This window comes from Stenotrophomonas sp. PFBMAA-4 (assembly GCF_030053215.1).
GTDB lineage: Bacteria > Pseudomonadota > Gammaproteobacteria > Xanthomonadales > Xanthomonadaceae > Stenotrophomonas.
Genome location: NZ_JASGBW010000003.1, coordinates 266451 through 284052, shown reverse-complemented (window position 1 = coordinate 284052; position 17602 = coordinate 266451). Strand labels below are relative to the sequence as shown.

The window sequence follows — 17602 nt, the reverse complement described above, 5'->3', positions numbered from 1 at the left end:
AGGTCTGCGCCGAGCGCAGCAACGACGGCCCGGACGCCTGGCCCTTCCGCTATCGCTGAGCCCTGGTAGTGCCGGCCGCTGGCCGGCATGCCTGCGCCCATCACACGGCTGCCGGCCCGCGGCCGGCACTACCGCACATCGTCCGCACATAAAAAAACCCCCGGCGCGAGCCGGGGGTTTTCCGTTACCGCATCAGGCAGCGACCGTCTTGGCCACGTCCTGGTACTCCTCGATCTGGTCGAAGTTCATCTGGCCGAACTGGGCCTGGCCAGCCGCGCCCTGCGCCGCCGCATCGGCCTGACCACCCGCGCCGACTGGCACCCGACGCGTCCGCAGCAGGCCTTCCTGCAGACCTTCCGCGAGGTCTGCGCCGAGCGCAGCAACGACGGCCCGGACGCCTGGCCCTTCCGCTATCGCTGAGCCCTGGTAGTGCCGGCCGCTGGCCGGCATGCCTGCGCCCATCACACGGCTGCCGGCCAGCGGCCGGCACTACCGCACATCGTCCGCACATAAAAAAACCCCCGGCGCGAGCCGGGGGTTTTCCGTTACCGCATCAGGCAGCGACCGTCTTGGCCACGTCCTGGTACTCCTCGATCTGGTCGAAGTTCATGTAGCGGTAGATCTCCGCGCCGCTCTGGGCGATCACGCCCACATCGGCCATGTACTCTTCCTTGGTCGGGATGCGGCCCAGACGCGAGCAGATCGCGGCCAGTTCGGCCGAACCCAGGTACACGTTGGTGTTGCGGCCCAGGCGGTTCGGGAAGTTGCGGGTCGAGGTCGACATCGCGGTGGAACGTTCGCGGATCTGCGCCTGGTTGCCCATGCACAGCGAGCAGCCCGGCATTTCCATGCGTGCACCGGTGGCGCCGAAGGTGCCGTACACGCCTTCCTTGGTCAGCTCCGAGGCGTCCATCTTGGTCGGCGGGGCCACCCACAGGCGGGTCGGCAGGTCGCGCTTGCCTTCAAGCAGCTTCGCAGCGGCACGGAAGTGACCGATGTTGGTCATGCACGAACCGATGAACACTTCGTCGATCTTGGCGCCGGCCACTTCGGACAGCGTCTTCACGTCGTCCGGGTCGTTCGGGCAGGCCACGATCGGCTCGTGGATGTCGGCCAGGTCGATCTCGATGACGGCGGCGTATTCGGCGTCGGCATCCGGCTCCAGCAGCTCCGGGTTGGCCAGCCACGCTTCCATCTTCTCGATACGGCGCTGCAGCGAACGCGGATCCTGGTAACCCTCGGCAATCATCCACTTCAGCAGGGTGATGTTGCTGGTCAGGTACTCGATGATCGGTTCCTTGTTCAGGCGCACCGAGCAACCGGCCGCCGAACGCTCGGCCGAGGCGTCGGACAGCTCGAACGCCTGTTCGACCTTCAGCTCCGGCAGGCCTTCGATTTCCAGGATGCGGCCGGAGAAGATGTTCTTCTTGCCAGCCTTGGCCACGGTCAGCAGGCCCGACTTGATCGCGTACAGCGGGATCGCGTTGACCAGGTCACGCAGGGTGACGCCCGGCTGCATCTGGCCCTTGAAGCGCACCAGCACCGACTCCGGCATGTCCAGCGGCATCACGCCGGTGGCAGCGGCGAAGGCGACCAGGCCCGAACCGGCCGGGAACGAAATGCCCACCGGGAAACGGGTGTGCGAGTCACCACCGGTACCGACGGTGTCCGGCAGCAGCATGCGGTTGAGCCAGCTGTGGATCACGCCGTCGCCCGGGCGCAGCGAGACGCCGCCACGGGTGGAGATGAACTCCGGCAGGGTGTGGTGAGTCTTCACGTCCACCGGCTTCGGGTACGCGGCGGTGTGGCAGAACGACTGCATCACCAGGTCGGCCGAGAAGCCCAGGCAGGCCAAGTCCTTCAGCTCGTCACGGGTCATCGGGCCGGTGGTGTCCTGCGAGCCGACCGAGGTCATCTTCGGTTCGCAGTAGGTGCCCGGGCGCATGCCCTGGCCTTCGGCCAGGCCACAGGCGCGGCCGACCATCTTCTGCGCCAGCGAGAAGCCCTTGCCGTTGTCGGCCGGCTGCACCGGCAGGCGGAACAGGTCGGTCGGGGCCAGGCCCAGCGCTTCACGCGCCTTGCCGGTCAGGCCGCGGCCGATGATCAGCGGAATGCGGCCACCGGCGCGCACTTCGTCGAACAGCACGTCGCTCTTCACTTCGAACTCGGCGATCACTTCGCCGTTCTTCAGTGCCTTGCCGTCGTACGGACGCAGCTCGACCACGTCGCCGTGCTCCATCTGCGAAACGTCCAGCTCGATCGGCAGGGCGCCGGCATCTTCCATGGTGTTGTAGAAGATCGGGGCGATCTTGCCGCCCAGGCAGACGCCACCGGCGCGCTTGTTCGGGATGAACGGAATGTCATCGCCGGTCCACCACAGCACGCTGTTGGTGGCCGACTTGCGCGAGGAACCGGTGCCGACCACGTCGCCGACGTAGGCAACCAGATGGCCCTTGTCCTTCAGGTCGAGGATCTGCTGGATCGGGCCGCGCTTGCCGTCTTCTTCCGGGGTGAACGGCGCATCGTCGCGCTTGTTCTTCAGCATCGCCAGCGCGTGCATCGGGATGTCCGGGCGGGTGGTTGCGTCCGGGGCCGGCGACAGGTCGTCGGTGTTGGTTTCGCCCGGCACCTTGAACACGGTGACGGTCAGGCTCTGCGGCACTTCCGGGTTGCTGGTGAACCACTCGGCATCGGCCCAGCTCTGCAGCACGGACTGGGCGTTGGCGTTGCCGGCCTTGGCCTTTTCCTTCACGTCATGGAAGGCGTCGAAGACCAGCAGGGTCTTCTTCAGGCCCGCAGCGGCGATGGTGCCGATGGCCGCATCGTCCAGCAGCTGCACCAGCGGGGCGACGTTGTAACCGCCGAGCATGGTGCCCAGCAGTTCGGTGGCGCGCTCGCGGCTGATCAGCGGGTTCTGCTCGCTGCCCAGGGCGATGGCCGCCAGGTACGAGGCTTTGACTTTGGCAGCATCGTCGACGCCGGCCGGCACGCGGTGGGTCAGCAGGTCGAGCAGGAACTCGGCCTCGCCCTGCGGCGGGTTCTTCAGCAGTTCGATGACATCGGCCGTCTGCTGCGCGCTCAGCGGCAGCGGCGGGATGCCAAGCGCAGCGCGCTCGGCGACGTGGTGGCGGTAGGCTTCCAACATGACAACTCCCGGGTAATGCGTAGGTTGAAAAAACAAAAGTGGGCTCAGGCTTGCGGCACGATCAGCTTCAGGCCCTTGAAGTAGTCGCGGTAAAACGTGTCGTTCCAGGTGATCAGGCCATCGCACTGCAGCAGTGCGTGGGCGCCAACCATGAAATCGTCCAGGCTGCGGCGGCTGCCGCTGCGCTGGCGGTGGCGGCGGTGCATCTCGCCGGCGCGCAGGGCCGACTTGGCCTCCAGCGCATTGAAGTGCACGCCCATTTCTTCCAGTGCTTCAAGCACCTCGGCGCCGCCGCGCAGCGAGGCGCAGACTTCAGCCAGGGTCGCGCCGCAGACCACCACGCGGCCGCCGACCAGGCTCTGCCGCAGGCAGGCCTCCACTGCATCGGCCTGCGGGCCGTTGCTCAGCAGTTCGACCAGCACCGGGGAATCGACGGCGATCATCACGGCTCAGTCCTCGTCGCGCACGGCGCGCACGGCGGCCTCGGCCGAATCGAAGCCATCAAGCGCGAACTTGCCGCGCGCCCGTGAAATGGCATCGTCAACACTCTTGCGCAGAATGATCCGGCTGCCGTCCAGCTCGACCTTCAGCTGGGTGCCCTTGGTCAGGCCCAGCGCATCACGCACTGCCTTGGGCAGGGTGATCTGTCCGCGCTCTGCAACGGTGGCTTCCATGGGTAGGCCCTCTTAGGTATGCACGAATTATACATACCGAAGGGGCCATACCGCCACCCGCGTACTTAGAAGACCACCTGCAGGCGGGTATTGAAGGTCGTGCCCTCGTCCCTGCCCTGCCCGCTGCCGCTGCGGTTGTAGGTCTGCCAGCGGATCGCCTCGAACATCACCCGGCTGTAGTCGTTCAGGTACCAGTTCGTTCCCAGCGTCCACGCGTGGCCGGTACCGCCGGTGGGCAGCTCGGCGTAGTCCACATCCTCATAGCGCGCCTTCAGTTCCCAGGCCCCGGCGCCACCATCGGTCACCGGGTCGGCCACCTTCACCTTGCCCCAGGTGCCTGCCTTGCCCGAGTAAGCTGGAAGTGCGCCCGCCAGGAACCAGCCCGCCGACACCGCCCAGGCCTCATGGTCCAGGTCGTAACGGCCGCTGGCGTCGACGCCGCGCAGGTTGCGCGTACCCCATTCGCCGGTGGCCCATGCCGGGCCGAAGAACCCAGCCGCTTCCAGGCCATAGGCCGTGCTGCGCTCGGCCCCCACCAGGGTGCCCGGGGCGATCTTCACCAGATCGTTGAAGTGCCCGGCGATGGCCGAGCTGCGCAGCACGCCGCTGGCACCGGCGGCGATCTCCTCGTGGAAGGCCCAGGCCCCCAGGTGCACGGTGGCGGCCTTGCTGGCCACCGGATTCCAATGCACGCGGGTGGCCCAGGTCTGGCTGTCGTTGTCGTTGCCGGCGTTGTTCAGATCGTTGCCTGCCACCGACAGGCTGGCGTGCCAGCCCTTGCCGTACACGCGCTCGGTCAGGCCCACGCCGAACAGGCCACGCTGCGGCAGCATCAGCGTGCCGACCACGTTGCGGTCCGGGAACGGGGTGTTGGAGGTGCTGCTGGAGCCGTCGATGCCACGGTCGTTCAGCCGGTTGCCCACGGTCAGGTCGGCCGGCAGGCCTAACAGGGTGTGGTCCACGGTCGCATAGACCGATTTCCAGGCCACTGCGTTGTCGGCGAAGTCACCCTCCACCGCCCAGCCGAGGATGCCGTAACGGCCCTCGGCGCCCAGGCGCACCGAGCGGATCTCGGTGCCGGAAATGTTGCGGTCGGCCACCGACGAACCGTCGGTACTGGAGCCATCGACGAACAGGCGGCCGCGCGGGCGGAAGGCGACCTTGCCATCGGCACTGCTGAATTCCGGCGCGCCCTTGGCCCAGGACACCTTCGGCGCCTTGGACTGGCTCGACTCCAGTGCGGCCACGCGCGTTTCCAGCGCCGGGGCTGGTGCCGGTCCCGGCGTCGCCACGGCGGCTGCAGCGCCGCCCTGCCCGCCTTCAACCGCACGCAGGCGGGCTTCAAGCTGCCGGATCTGCAGTGCCTGCTGCTGCACCAGCGCCGACAGTTCGGCCTGGCTCAACGGGGCCGGGGCGGACTGTGCCCCGGCATGGCCGCTGGCCAACAGCAGGCCGAGCGCGACCGACAGCGCTGCGCGGGGCAGCACGGTGTGCGTGTTCATGGGTTCTCTCTCCGGCCAGCCGGCCCCCTGGCCTGGCGCTGGCCTGTTGCGGTGGTGCGGGGGAAGATCGGGGGAGGCAGCGCGCGCCGCCGGATCAGCCCGGCGGCACGGCATGCGGGCTCAGCGCAGCGCGGTCAGCTGGTGGCCTGTGCCTGGGCGTTGGGACGCCAGGTGATCAGCTTGTTCTCGACCACGTCGAGCAGGGCATCGATGACCAGCACGAAGGCGGCCAGGATGATGATGCCGGCAAACACACCCACGGCATTGAAGTTGCCTTCGGCCTGCGCGATCAGGTAGCCCAGGCCTGCCGAAGCGCCCAGGTACTCACCGATGATGGCGCCGACCACGGCGAAGCCGACCGAGGTCCGCAGCGAAGACAGGATCCAGCTGGCAGCCGCGGGGAAGTAGACGTGGCGCAGCAGGTCGCTGCGGCCCGCACCGAGGATGCGCGCATTGGCCAGCACCACCGGGTTCACTTCACGCACGCCCTGCATGGCGTTGAAGAAGGTGGTGAAGAACACCAGGGTCACCGCCAGGGCCACCTTCGACCACAGGCCCAGGCCCAGCCAGAGCACGAAGATCGGCGCCAGCACCACGCGCGGGATCGCATTGAAGCCCTTGATGAAGGGATCCAGGATGCGCGCCGAGCGGCGGCTCAGGCCGAGCCAGACGCCACCGGCCACACCCAGGCCGGTACCGATCAGGTAGCCCAGCGCGGTTTCGGTCAGGGTGATGTAGACGTGCTGGTAGAAGGATGTATCGGACAGCCAGGTCCAGGCCTGCTGCACGATCGCCGTCGGCGAGGGGAAGAAGAACGGATCGATCACGCCCAGCGCGATGCCGCCTTCCCAGCCACCGAACACGGCGATGACCAGGGCCAGCTGGATGATCTTGTCAGTCTTGGCGTGCATAGCTCTTCTCCACTTCGCCGCGCAGGCAGGCCCAGATGTCGCGGTACAGGTCGGTGAAACGTTCGTCCAGCTTGATTTCGGCAACATTGCGCGGCCGTTCCAGGCCCACATCGAAGCTGCGCACAACGCGGCTGGCCGGGCCGGAAGACAGCACCACCACGCGGTCACCCAGCGCGATGGCTTCTTCCAGGTCGTGGGTGATCAGGATCACCGAGCGGCGATCCTCCTGCCACAGGCGCAGCAGCTCGTTCTGCATCAGGTGGCGGGTGTGGATGTCCAGCGCCGAAAACGGCTCGTCCATCAGGATCACCTTCGGCTCGACGATCAGCGCCTGTGCCATCTGCACGCGCTTGCGCTGGCCACCGGACAGCTGGTGCGGATAGCGGTGCTCGAAGCCGGCCAGGCCGACCTTGGCCAGCCACGCATTGGCCTTGGCCTTGCGCTCGGCCTCGGGCACGCCGCGGAAGCGCAGGCCCAGCTCGACGTTCTGGTAAGCAGTCTTCCACGGCAGCAGCGCATCCTGCTGGAACAGGTAGCCAACCGACTCCTGCACGCCGCTGACCGCGCGGCCGTCGATGGCCACTTCGCCGGACGACGGCTTCAGCAGCCCCGCCACGGAATTGAGGATGGTGCTCTTGCCGCAGCCGGTGGGGCCGACGATGGCGAGGAACTCGCCGTCGCCCACCTGGATGTCGACATCACGCACGGCGGTGAATTCGCCGAAGGACATGGTCACCTTGTTGATGGCGACCATGGTCTGTGCAGGCTCCAGCTGCGGCGCGCCGTTGAGCTGGCGCACGGTGGCATTGAGGGCCATGGGGTTACCTCCGCTTAACGTTGGGCGGCCGGCGCCGCAGCGTGGGCACGCTCGACGAAGGCATTGGTGTAGGTTTTGGACAGATCGATGTCGGCGTTGGCGACATCCTTGTTGAACTCGCGCAGCACCTTCAGCGGCGTTTCCAGATCGGCCGCGGTGAAGTGGCCATCGGTGGTGAAGATCGCGCGGGCGTTCTCCACGGCACGGGCGTAGGTGGCACGGTCGCCGGAGACGTAGCTGTCCGGCAGCGCGGCGACGATGTCCTCGGCGCTGTTGTCGGCGATGAACTTCAGGGCCATCTGCTCGGCGCGGGCGATCTTCTCGGCCGCCTGCGGGCGCTGTTCCAGGAAGCTGCGGTTGGCATACATCACGGAGGTCGGGTACAGGCCACCGTAGACCTGGCGTGCGCCCTCGTCGCTGCGTGCATCGATGATGATCTTCCCGACCTTGCGCTCGGTGATCAGCGTCGCCGCCGGGTCGTAGTTCACCAGCAGGTCGATCTTGCCCTGCTCCAGTGCTGCCACCGCCGCCGCGCCGGAGCCCACGCCGATCAGCGAGATGCTGTCCACCGGGATGTCATGCTGGGCCAGGAAGTGGCGCACGAAGAAATCGGACGAGGAACCCGGTGCGGTGATGCCCACTTTCTGGCCCTTGATCGTATCCGGGCGCGCCGGGTCGAACGTCGCATCATCGCGGCCGGCCATCACCAGGCCGGAGTTGCGCGACAGCAGCACGAAGCCCACCACGTCCTTGTGCTTGGCCTGCATCTGGATGGTGTGGTCATAGAAGCCCACCGCCACGTCGGTCGAGTTGGCCACCAGCGCCTGCAGGACCTTCGAACCGCCCTGGGCGAAGTTCTCGGTCTTCACTTCCAGGCCGACGTCCTTGAAGTAGCCCTTCGAATCGGCAATGAAGAACGGCAGGTTGTTGAGGTTGTATGACCCCACGCTGATCCGCACGGGCGCGTTGTCGCCACCGCTGGCCGCCGCGCCCTGTGCATCGGCCCCCTGCTTGCTGCACCCGGCCATGGCCAGGCCTGCCGCGCACAGCGCGGCCATGAACATCTGCTTGTACATCATCCCTCCCAGGAGTGAAGCATCTACGTTGTGGTGGCCGGCCACGCGCGGCTGCGCGGGCCCGACCGGTTTCAGGTCATGCCGCTGAAGTCCATTGGCGGGCTTGGGTGGAACAGATCTCGGGGGTTGCCGGCGAGGTCGCGAACACGCGGCCTTCGAACAGGCGGCGGGCGGTACGGACCACGCTGGCAACCACCGGCGCATCGTCCGAGCTTCGGCTGAGGCCCACGTCCAGGGCCCCGCTCGGATGTTCGAGGGTAATGCTGCCGGGCAGGCCCAGGCATCCGACGAAAGTGTTGGCCAGCGTGCCTGGCGTGACCGCCGCCGTGGCCAGGCCGACCCCGCCGGTGATTGCCAGCGCGGTATGGCACTGGTGCGGCATGAAGTAGCGCACCTGCAGATGGCCGCCGTGCTGCGGCGCAGACAGCAGCACCGGCTTGGGAATCACCTTGTTGCCGGCATCGGCGATACCCATGCGCGTGCCGGCTTCGATGCGCAGCGCCTCCAGCCGGGCGAGGAAGGCCGCATCCGCATTCAGTTCCGCCGGCGCCGCATCACCGCGCACCCCCAGGTCCTCGGCGCGCACCAGCATCATCGGCATCGCGCAGTCCACCAGGCTCACCGCCACGCCATCGATGGTTTCCTGGGCGTGGCCACTGGGCAGCAGCTTGCCGGTGCGGGCGCCGGCCGCATCCAGGAAGGACAGCCGCACCGGCGAGGCCGAGCCCGGCGCACCGGCAATCCGCGTATCGCCGCGGTAGACCACTTCGCCGCCGGGCGTTTCCACCGTGGCCACGATCAGCTTGCCGGTGTTGACGTTGAAGATGCGCACCGACGTCTGCGGGTCCTGCGCCTGCACCAGGCCCCGTTCGATGGCGTACGGGCCGACCGCGGCCAGCATGTTGCCGCAGTTGGGCGAGGTATCCACCACCTGCTGCTCCACCCGCACCTGGGCGAACAGATAGTCCACGTCGGCATCATCGCGGCTGGAGCGGTCGATGATCGCCACCTTGCTGGTCAGGGCGTTGCCACCACCGATGCCGTCGATCTGCAGCGGATGGCCCGAGCCCATCACTTCCAGCAGCAGGCGGTCGCGCTGGGCGGTATCCGCCGGCAGGTCGGATGCCAGGAAGAAGGGGCCTTTGGATGTACCGCCGCGCATGAGCACGCAGGGAATGCTGAGCAGATCGTTGGACATACGTGTGCTAGATTGATGCGTATAGGGGATGAATACCCCCTCTGTGATTCGATACTGGCATGACCCCGATTAATCTGTGAATTGCTGATTTTTGGATGATTGATACCCAATGAGCATCAATTGCGAAATCCTCGACCTGCGCGCGTTCCTTCTCGTTGCCGAGACACGCAGCTTCCATCGCGCCGCTGAAAGCCTGCACGTATCGCAGCCGGCGCTCAGCCGTCGCATCCAGAAGCTGGAACAGGCCGTCGGCTCACCCCTGCTGGAACGCACCACGCGCAGCGTCAGCACCACCGCCGTCGGCGAGAACCTGCTGCCGCTGGTGCGGCGCATGCTGGAAGAGTTCGACGGTTCGTTGTTTTCCCTGCGCGGCCGCGAGGACACCCGCGGCGCCACGGTTACCATCGCCTGCCTGCCCACGGCCGCGTTCTACTTCCTGCCCAGCGTGATGGCTCGCTTCCACGAGGCGCACCCGAACGTGCGCTTCCGCATCCTCGATATTCCGGCCACCGAGGGCCTGCAGGCGGTGGAACGCGGCGAAGTGGAATTCGGCATCAACTTCATGGGGGCCAACGACCCCAACCTGGATTTCGACGTGCTGGCCGAAGACCCCTTCGTGCTAGCCTGCCGCCGCGACCACCCGCTGGCCCGCAAGCGCAAGGTCGAATGGGCCGACCTGGCCCAGCACCAGCTCATCACCGTGCACCGCACCAGCGGCAACCGCACCCTGCTCGACGGCGCCCTGGCACGCGAAAACCTCAAGCTGAGCTGGCACTACGAAGTGACCCACCTGTCCACGTCCCTGGGCATGGTCGAAGCCGGCATCGGCGTATCGGTGCTGCCGAAAATGGCCACCCCCGATGGCGACCACCCGATCCTGGTGACCCGCCCGATCGGCAATCCGGTGGTGTCGCGCACCATCGGCATCGTGCGCCGCCGCGGTGCCCTGCTCTCACCCACCGCCGAGCGCTTCCTGCAGATGCTGATGAGCCAGTGGCGCGGCAAACCGTGACATCGCCGCGGGGAAGGAGGTGTGCCCGTGATCAGATCATCTGGGCAAAAGCCTTGCCTCGCGCGACGCGACCCGCAAGCCGGCTGTCAGGCATTTCCACGGTGCCCACCCACGCAAGCCCGTCAGGAAGCCGCACCGCCTCAAGAAGGTGCGTGCAACGCACCCTCTGGTGGCTGTCGCGGATACGCAGCCGGTCCAGCAGCGTTTCCTGAAGGCCTGCATCGGGCACAACCACGACCACCAGCCGATGGCGATCGCTCCGCCACCGCGATCGTTGCCGCAACAGGCTCACCGACCTCGCTGTCGCCTGCACGCGCTGTAATGCAGACCTGAAGTCTTCAAGCACATGACCGGGCATCTCAAACGGCTCGAAGATACTGCCGGCGCCAAGGCTGTCCCATTCAACGCTCTCGGCATGGTCTGCAAGCGCGTCGGCGGCCACGGCACGGCGCAGCCCTGCCAGCCTGGACCCTTCTGCGTTTTCCCCATGCAGAAGACGCAGTTGCCAGCGACGGCAATGACGATCCATGTCAATGGACTGGCCCGCACTCTGGTCGAGCAACGCGATCGCCGCGGCACGGTCTCCGCGGTCAATGGCCCGCTCAATCAGCATTGACCGCGCAAGCGCGAGATCCTGATCGCTGGAAGCCAACGCATCGTTCAGGACCTGCCACCACTCCGCATCCGCCAGCTCCCGCTGCAGCCAGCCCAGCCGCTCCAGCGCACGCGCAGGCAGCACCTGGGTACTCCGGCGACAGAGCAGATGGTCGCGCTCCCGACGCAGCCGCTCGCAGCGCGCCACATGCTCTGACCAGGCGCCAGCAGCATCGGCAGGCCACCGACAGTCAAGCGCATCAGCCAACCTGCGGGACGTCTGCATGGGCACCAGCACTGACAGCGCCGAGCATCCCTCGCCGATCGGTTCCAGCAGCGGCATGTCCGTGCCTCCCAGCATGCCAAGCCGGTCGCTCAATCTCGGGTGTGTCGGCAACGGCGCGACACCGCACAACAAGGCTTCGTCGAGCCAATAACTCCGCTCACTGGCGTCTGGCCAGCGCAGGTCCCCAGCAGCAAGCCTGCAAAAGGCCGGCCTTCCGGCCCGGCAGACGTGGCATCAACGGGGAAGAACAACGGCCACCAAAGCGTTGACAGCGTATGCTTTGCCAACCCGATCATGGCCAGCGTCTGCGCGACCCGTGCACCGCCGCAGCACTGCGCAGCGGCAAGGTCGGCACGATACTCGCAGCTGTGCGAGAGACGACGCCAGCATCTCCCGGTCCCCGGGCTACACAGTCGCCCGACCCACGCCACCACACGCCACGTTGATCGTGCGTAGCGCGTATCGGCGTTCTGCGGCACGTTGCCCGATGTCAGTGCCAGCAGTCTGGCCAGCAGCGAATGCAGGACAGCACGTGTTCCCTCGACATGCCCCAGCTCGTGCGCAATGACCGCTCGCAGCTGCTCGGGAGAGAGCATCACCAGCAACGGAAAACCAAGCGTCACCCGGAGCACGGGCATGGTCCCCGGCCGCCAGCGACGTTCGATGCTTATGGACGCATTGCACTCGTCGTGAATCCAGACCTGATCGATGGGTGGCAGCCGCCGCGTTGCTGCCACCGAATCCATCATCGCAAACAGCGCAGGGGCCTCGGCTCTCCGCATGACCGGCCATGGTTCCACATCGGTCGCTGTCGTCCGATACCCAGCCAGCATGCCGGCAACGGCACACAGATGCAGCAGCGCAAGCGCGGCCATGGCAGCCAGCATGACGTGCGACCATGCCTGGCCGGCCTTCCCGACCCAGGCCAGTGCCAGCACAGCCGTCAACGGCAGTGCCGCGATCACTGCCAGTGGCAGCGCCAGCAGAGCCACGCCCGCCGTGCCTGCCAGCACCCCACCCGCAGCCTCACGAATCCCGCGGACCGACCAGGCGGATGCTGGCGCGTCAGCCTGCATCGGGATTCGGCGGTGCCTCACCGAACGTCAGCGCATAGGCCTCGGGATCGGTCTGACGGCGGTCCCGTTCAACTGCGCGGCGCCAGCGAAGGCCGCCCAGCCAGTCTCCCTGCATCTGAAGTCGGCCCTGCAGGTCTGCAATATCCGGATCGTCCGGCTCACGCTCGCAGGCGCGGTCCAACCAGATACTCGCCAGCCAGCGGTTAGCCGCAACGCCAATGCCCGAAAGGAAGGCATCAGCGAAGAACCTGGACGCCCATGCCTCCAGATCTGCATCATCCTGCAGCCAGATACGAACCAGGACGGTATGAACCGCCTCATGCTGCTCTTCCGGGGTTCCTTCCCAGAGCATCCGCACCAGCGTCTTCATTGCGTAAGGCCATGCCGCTTCGTGCGGCAGCGCAACGTCGTTGACACGCCGATAGCAGCGCAACGCGTCGGCGCGCGCTTCGGGACAACCATCGCTATAGAAAGTCTTTGCGCGCTTTAGCCCCCAGTTGCACAGGGCAACCGGGTGATCGGCCGCCGCTGCGGCCTCGAGCAGCGCGGCGCTTCGGGCTGCGTCCGGAACCACGCGCCCGCGCTTGGTCGGGGGTGCGTCTGGCGATAGCTCGCCGGAGTACACAAGCATGGCGCCCGCGTGACCCCGCGCGATGAGGCGCTCGAACAACGCGATTCCAGCGTCCGAATCGATACCGCTATACAGATTGAACGCGTGCTGGCCCACATCCGTACCTTGAGACTCGGCCATCCGCAACGCCATGTCGAAGCGGTCTTCCCTGCAGCCAGCTTCCGAAGGCGCGTCGCCAGAAAGGCCGAAGGCATGGCACTGGCGGGCGACGTCCAGCCACAGCAGCGCGCACGCATCGTTCTGCAGAAGTTCCTCAAGCTGCAGGCAGCGACGCATCAGATCGGCGCTGTCCTCTATCCCGGCATGCGCAACGCATTGCTCCAGCGTATAGAAGCTCCACTCGGCGAACGCGTACGGCCTCAGTTCGAACATCTCAGCCAGCATCCCATATGCACGTTGCATGTCGGCCTTGTTCCATCGGACGTCGCCGTCCACCTCGGTCCGTGCCTGATAGGAAAGATGGCGGGTATAGGCTCTCAACACGCGGGCACGTGTCACGGGCAGGAGCTCCAAGGCCAGGAGGCCATCGAGGCATTCCCGTACCTGCGCGATGTCGTCCGGATCTTCGCTGTCATCGATCAGCTCGATCCAGTCGTTCTCCTTCATCTCGCGCAGATGATTGCGCTGTGCCTCGGTGAGCCCCCTGCAGATCGGCCCGTCGATGAAACCCTGCATCTGCTCGTGGCTTCCTCCCCAGCGTGGATACAGGTAGTACAGATAGACAGTCAGCAGATCCAGATCGTCAGGACTGACCGCCAGTGCCTGACGTAGCCAGTAGGTTTTGCCGTCCGCGAATTCGTGCGGCAGTCGCGGTGCCAGGCAGGCCGGCAGGCTGGGGATCTGCTGCAGCGCCCCACCAAGGGATGCCACATGTGCCATTCCTGCCTGCCAGGTCAGCTCATCATGGCCATCGGCGTCCAGGTAGTCGTCCGGCGCTTTGCCGGCCCGCTGATCCAGCAGCCACTGCGGCTCACCGAGGTAGCAGGTGACCCTGAACAGTCGATGCCATGCCTCTCGCCCGCGCGGATCACAGTTCAGCGCCTTCAAGAAACAGGCGACGGCGTGATCCCTGGCCAGGCCGGCACCGATCCACTGACTGCGGCCGACCTGGTTTGCACACCGTGCTGAACGGATGCGTGCGGCAACCTCGTGCCAGGCGGCGCCCAGCGCCAGCCACGGGCGGTAGCTCTGCGGACACTGGTCAACCCATTCGCGTAACAGTTCCATCAACCGGGCCTGCTCAAGCCACGGCGCGATCAGCTGCTCCAACAGCCACTGCGCCGAGCCCAGCCCGGTGCGTGGCCCCTCGACGCCGTCACGGCTGGCGAACAGCGCATCCAGGCCCTCCCCCTGGCCGGACAGGAGCAGCGCCCGGGCGGCAGTACGGACGCGAACGGCATCAACCACTTCCTGGCGTTCGTGGGGGGCGATCGGACGTTCATGGGGCATCGGCTGGGCCTCGCAGGGATCAACCGCCCACTCTGCTCAGCCTGGCTGGCCGCTTCCATGCACAAAGTTGCAAAGTGGGCAGCCTCCCGCCAAACCGTGACATCGGCACTACATACAGCCATGTAACCTTGCGTCCTGCGCCAAGGGCGTTTCGGGCCCTCCCCGCTCGGCCATACTGGTGGGGATCCGGCGGCCGGAACGCCACCGGCAAACGCAAGCAGGCCCGCCACGGTGGGCCAGTGCAAGCCATCCGCAAGAGGAGTCATCCCGCATGAGCGATTCGTTCTCCACCCGCAGCCAGCTGGACGTCGGCGGCAAGACCTACGACTACTTCAGCCTTCCCAAGCTGGGCCAGCGCTTCGATATCTCCCACCTGCCCTATTCGATGAAGATCCTGCTGGAGAACCTGCTCCGGCACGAGGACGGCGGCGCCACCGTCGGCCCCGACCACATCGAAGCGGTGGCTCGCTGGCAGCCCAGCGCCGAGCCCGATACCGAAATCGCCTTCATGCCCGCGCGCGTGGTCCTGCAGGACTTCACCGGCGTGCCCTGCGTGGTCGACCTGGCCGCCATGCGCGATGCGGTGGTCAAGCTGGGCGGCAAGCCCGAGCAGATCAATCCGCAGATCCCCTCCGAACTGGTCATCGACCACTCGGTGCAGGTCGATGTGTTCGGCAAGCCCGACGCCCTGGACCTCAACGGCAAGATCGAATTCCAGCGCAACCAGGAACGCTACGGCTTCCTGCGCTGGGGCCAGAAGGCCTTCGACAACTTCAAGGTGGTGCCGCCCAACACCGGCATCGTCCACCAGGTGAACCTGGAGAACCTGGCCCGCGTGGTGATGACCGCGGACAAGGACGGCAAGGCGGTTGCCTACCCCGATACCGTGTTCGGTACCGACAGCCACACCACGATGATCAACGGCATCGGCGTGCTCGGCTGGGGCGTGGGCGGCATTGAAGCGGAGGCGGCCATGCTCGGCCAGCCGTCCTCGATGCTGATCCCGCAGGTGGTCGGCTTCAAGCTGAGCGGCAAGCTGCCCGAAGGCGCCACCGCCACCGACCTGGTGCTGACCGTCACCCAGATGCTGCGCAAGCTGGGCGTGGTCGGCAAGTTCGTCGAGTTCTACGGCGACGGCCTGCAGCACCTGCCGCTGGCCGACCGCGCCACCATCGGCAACATGGCCCCCGAATACGGTGCCACCTGCGGCATCTTCCCGATCGATCACGAATCGCTGAACTACCTGCGCCTGTCCGGCCGCAGCGACGAGCAGATCAACCTGGTCGAAGCCTATGCCAAGGCCCAGGGCCTGTGGCACGAACCGGGCAGCGCACCGGCCCAGTACAGCAACACGCTGGAACTGGACATGGGCACGGTCAAGCCTTCGCTGGCCGGCCCCAAGCGCCCGCAGGACCGCGTGCTGCTGGAAGACGTGCAGAAGAACTACCGCGAATCGCTGGTCGGCCTCACCGCCAACCGTGACAAGCGCAGCGCCGATGTCTCCACCTTCGTCAATGAAGGCGGCGGCGCGGCCGTCGGCAACGAACAGCTGGCCAAGGGCTATGCGGACATCGAGACCGAAGGCCGCAAGGTCCGCTTGAAGGACGGCGCGGTCGTCATCGCCGCCATCACCTCCTGCACCAACACCTCCAACCCGGCGGTGATGATCGGCGCCGGCCTGCTGGCCCGCAACGCCGCCGCCAAGGGCCTGAACCGCCAGCCGTGGGTGAAGACCTCGCTCGGCCCAGGCTCGCGCGTGGTCACCGATTACCTGGAAAAGGCCGGCGTGCTGAAGGAGCTGGAGAAGATCGGCTTCTACGTGGTCGGCTACGGCTGCACCACCTGCATCGGCAACTCAGGCCCGCTGCCCACCGAAGTCAGTGCCGGCATCGCCACTGGCGATCTGGTGGTCACCTCGGTGCTGTCGGGCAACCGCAACTTCGAGGGCCGCGTGCACCCCGAAGTGAAGATGAACTACCTGGCCAGCCCGCCGCTGGTGGTGGCCTACGCCATCGCCGGCACCACCGACATCGACCTGACCACCCAGCCGCTGGGCACCGGCAGCGATGGCCAGCCGGTGTTCCTGCGCGACATCTGGCCGAGCAACAAGGAAATCGGCGACGTCATCGCTGCGACCATCGGCCCGGAGATGTTCAAGCAGAACTACGCCGATGTGTTCAAGGGTGACAGCCGCTGGAACACCATCGCCTCGCCGGACGGCAACCTGTACGAGTGGAGCGACGCGTCCACCTACATCAAGAACCCGCCGTACTTCGATGGCATGACCATGCAGACCGGCAGCATCGACGACGTGCACGGTGCACGCGTGATGGGCCTGTTCGGCGATTCGATCACCACCGACCACATCTCCCCGGCCGGCAACATCAAGAAGGATTCGCCGGCAGGCCGCTTCCTGCAGGAACGCGGCGTGCAGCCGGCCGACTTCAACAGCTACGGCAGCCGCCGCGGCAACGATGACGTCATGGTCCGCGGCACCTTCGCCAACATCCGCATCAAGAACCTGATGTTCGGTGGCGAGGAAGGCGGCAACACCCTGTACTACCCGGCCAACGGCGGCCAGCCGGAAAAGCTGGCGATCTACGACGCGGCCATGAAGTACAAGGCCGACAACGTGCCGCTGGTGGTGCTGGCCGGCAAGGAATACGGCACCGGCTCGTCGCGCGACTGGGCCGCCAAGGGCACCCTGCTGCTGGGCGTGAAGGCCGTGGTGGCCGAGAGCTTCGAGCGCATCCACCGTTCCAACCTGGTCGGCATGGGCGTGCTGCCGCTGCAGTTCCGCAACGGTGACAACGCACAGTCGCTGGGCCTGGACGGTTCGGAAACGATCGACATCACCGGCCTGGAAGACGGTGCCAGCAAGCGTGCGACCGTCACCGCGACCAAGGCCGATGGCACGAAGAAGACCTTCGAGGTCTCGGTGATGCTGCTGACCCCGAAGGAAGTCGAGTACTTCCGCCACGGCGGCCTGCTGCAGTACGTGCTGCGCCAGCTGGCCAGCAAATAACGCCCCGGCTGTTGTAGAGCCGAGCCCACGCTCGGCTAACGCCCCGGCTCTTGTAGAGCCGAGCCCATGCTCGGCTGCGGTTGGCGACCTGCCAGCATCAGCCGAGCGCAGGCTCGGCTCTACAGCCACGATGAGATTTTCATATTTTTCCCGATTCATGCAATTCGCATGAAACAGGCGTAAGGTGGGCCCATACCCCCGCTGGA

General features: G+C 66.4%; 13 protein-coding genes and 1 pseudogene. 3 read left to right on the top strand and 11 right to left on the bottom strand.

What is annotated here, in order from left to right:
* Positions 1–249: 249 nt before the first annotated feature.
* Positions 250–420, top strand: a pseudogene (locus QMZ26_RS03800) (LysR family transcriptional regulator); the annotation flags it as partial.
* Between the two features lie 133 nt (positions 421–553).
* Here the strand turns inward: QMZ26_RS03800 and acnB are convergent.
* The 8 genes from acnB to QMZ26_RS03760 all read right to left on the bottom strand — a co-directional run bounded on the left by acnB (position 554) and on the right by QMZ26_RS03760 (position 9323).
* Positions 554–3145, bottom strand: coding sequence for a bifunctional aconitate hydratase 2/2-methylisocitrate dehydratase (gene acnB, locus QMZ26_RS03795; RefSeq protein WP_283220626.1), 2592 nt, complete (start codon positions 3143–3145; stop codon positions 554–556).
* A gap of 44 nt (positions 3146–3189) precedes the next feature.
* Positions 3190–3588 (bottom strand): type II toxin-antitoxin system VapC family toxin, encoded by a 399-nt coding sequence (locus QMZ26_RS03790; protein WP_079221777.1) that lies wholly within the window; start codon positions 3586–3588, stop codon positions 3190–3192.
* A 6-nt stretch (positions 3589–3594) separates the two neighbouring features.
* Complete coding sequence (locus tag QMZ26_RS03785; RefSeq protein ID WP_108759291.1) at positions 3595–3819, bottom strand: AbrB/MazE/SpoVT family DNA-binding domain-containing protein; 225 nt, start codon at positions 3817–3819, stop codon at positions 3595–3597.
* Between the two features lie 65 nt (positions 3820–3884).
* A complete protein-coding gene (locus tag QMZ26_RS03780) occupies positions 3885–5321 on the bottom strand; it encodes a porin (RefSeq protein ID WP_283220625.1) in 1437 nt (478 codons plus the stop codon).
* A gap of 134 nt (positions 5322–5455) precedes the next feature.
* The gene (locus QMZ26_RS03775; RefSeq protein ID WP_006442371.1) at positions 5456–6232 is read right to left on the bottom strand and encodes an ABC transporter permease; all 777 of its coding nucleotides are present in this window, start codon (positions 6230–6232) and stop codon (positions 5456–5458) included.
* Positions 6216–7049 (bottom strand): ABC transporter ATP-binding protein, encoded by an 834-nt coding sequence (locus QMZ26_RS03770; RefSeq protein WP_079221774.1) that lies wholly within the window; start codon positions 7047–7049, stop codon positions 6216–6218. Before QMZ26_RS03770 ends, QMZ26_RS03775 begins: the two co-directional genes overlap by 17 nt.
* A 14-nt stretch (positions 7050–7063) precedes the next feature.
* Positions 7064–8125 (bottom strand): ABC transporter substrate-binding protein, encoded by a 1062-nt coding sequence (locus tag QMZ26_RS03765; RefSeq protein WP_283220624.1) that lies wholly within the window; start codon positions 8123–8125, stop codon positions 7064–7066.
* A 76-nt stretch (positions 8126–8201) separates the two neighbouring features.
* Complete coding sequence (locus tag QMZ26_RS03760) at positions 8202–9323, bottom strand: 4-oxalomesaconate tautomerase (RefSeq protein WP_200733814.1); 1122 nt, start codon at positions 9321–9323, stop codon at positions 8202–8204.
* 109 nt (positions 9324–9432) lie between these two features.
* On the opposite strand from QMZ26_RS03760, the gene QMZ26_RS03755 reads away from it, so the two are divergent.
* A complete protein-coding gene (locus QMZ26_RS03755; RefSeq protein WP_049455867.1) occupies positions 9433–10335 on the top strand; it encodes a LysR family transcriptional regulator in 903 nt (300 codons plus the stop codon).
* Between the two features lie 31 nt (positions 10336–10366).
* Here QMZ26_RS03755 and QMZ26_RS03750 read toward each other — a convergent pair whose 3' ends face one another.
* The 3 genes from QMZ26_RS03750 to QMZ26_RS03740 are packed head-to-tail and all read right to left on the bottom strand — an operon-like array spanning position 10367 to position 14371.
* Positions 10367–11272 carry a hypothetical protein gene (locus tag QMZ26_RS03750; RefSeq protein WP_283220623.1) on the bottom strand — a complete coding sequence of 302 codons (906 nt, stop codon included), beginning with the start codon at positions 11270–11272 and terminating at the stop codon, positions 10367–10369.
* 32 nt (positions 11273–11304) lie between these two features.
* The gene (locus tag QMZ26_RS03745; RefSeq protein WP_283220622.1) at positions 11305–12291 is read right to left on the bottom strand and encodes a M48 family metallopeptidase; all 987 of its coding nucleotides are present in this window, start codon (positions 12289–12291) and stop codon (positions 11305–11307) included.
* On the bottom strand, positions 12281–14371 hold the full coding sequence (locus tag QMZ26_RS03740) for a DUF4034 domain-containing protein (RefSeq protein ID WP_283220621.1): 2091 nt from the start codon (positions 14369–14371) through the stop codon (positions 12281–12283). Before QMZ26_RS03740 ends, QMZ26_RS03745 begins: the two co-directional genes overlap by 11 nt.
* Positions 14372–14642: 271 nt before the next feature.
* Here QMZ26_RS03740 and acnA point away from each other — a divergent pair, with 271 nt between their 5' ends.
* A complete protein-coding gene (gene acnA / locus QMZ26_RS03735) occupies positions 14643–17396 on the top strand; it encodes an aconitate hydratase AcnA (protein WP_283220620.1) in 2754 nt (917 codons plus the stop codon).
* The last annotated feature ends 206 nt before the right edge of the window (positions 17397–17602 follow it).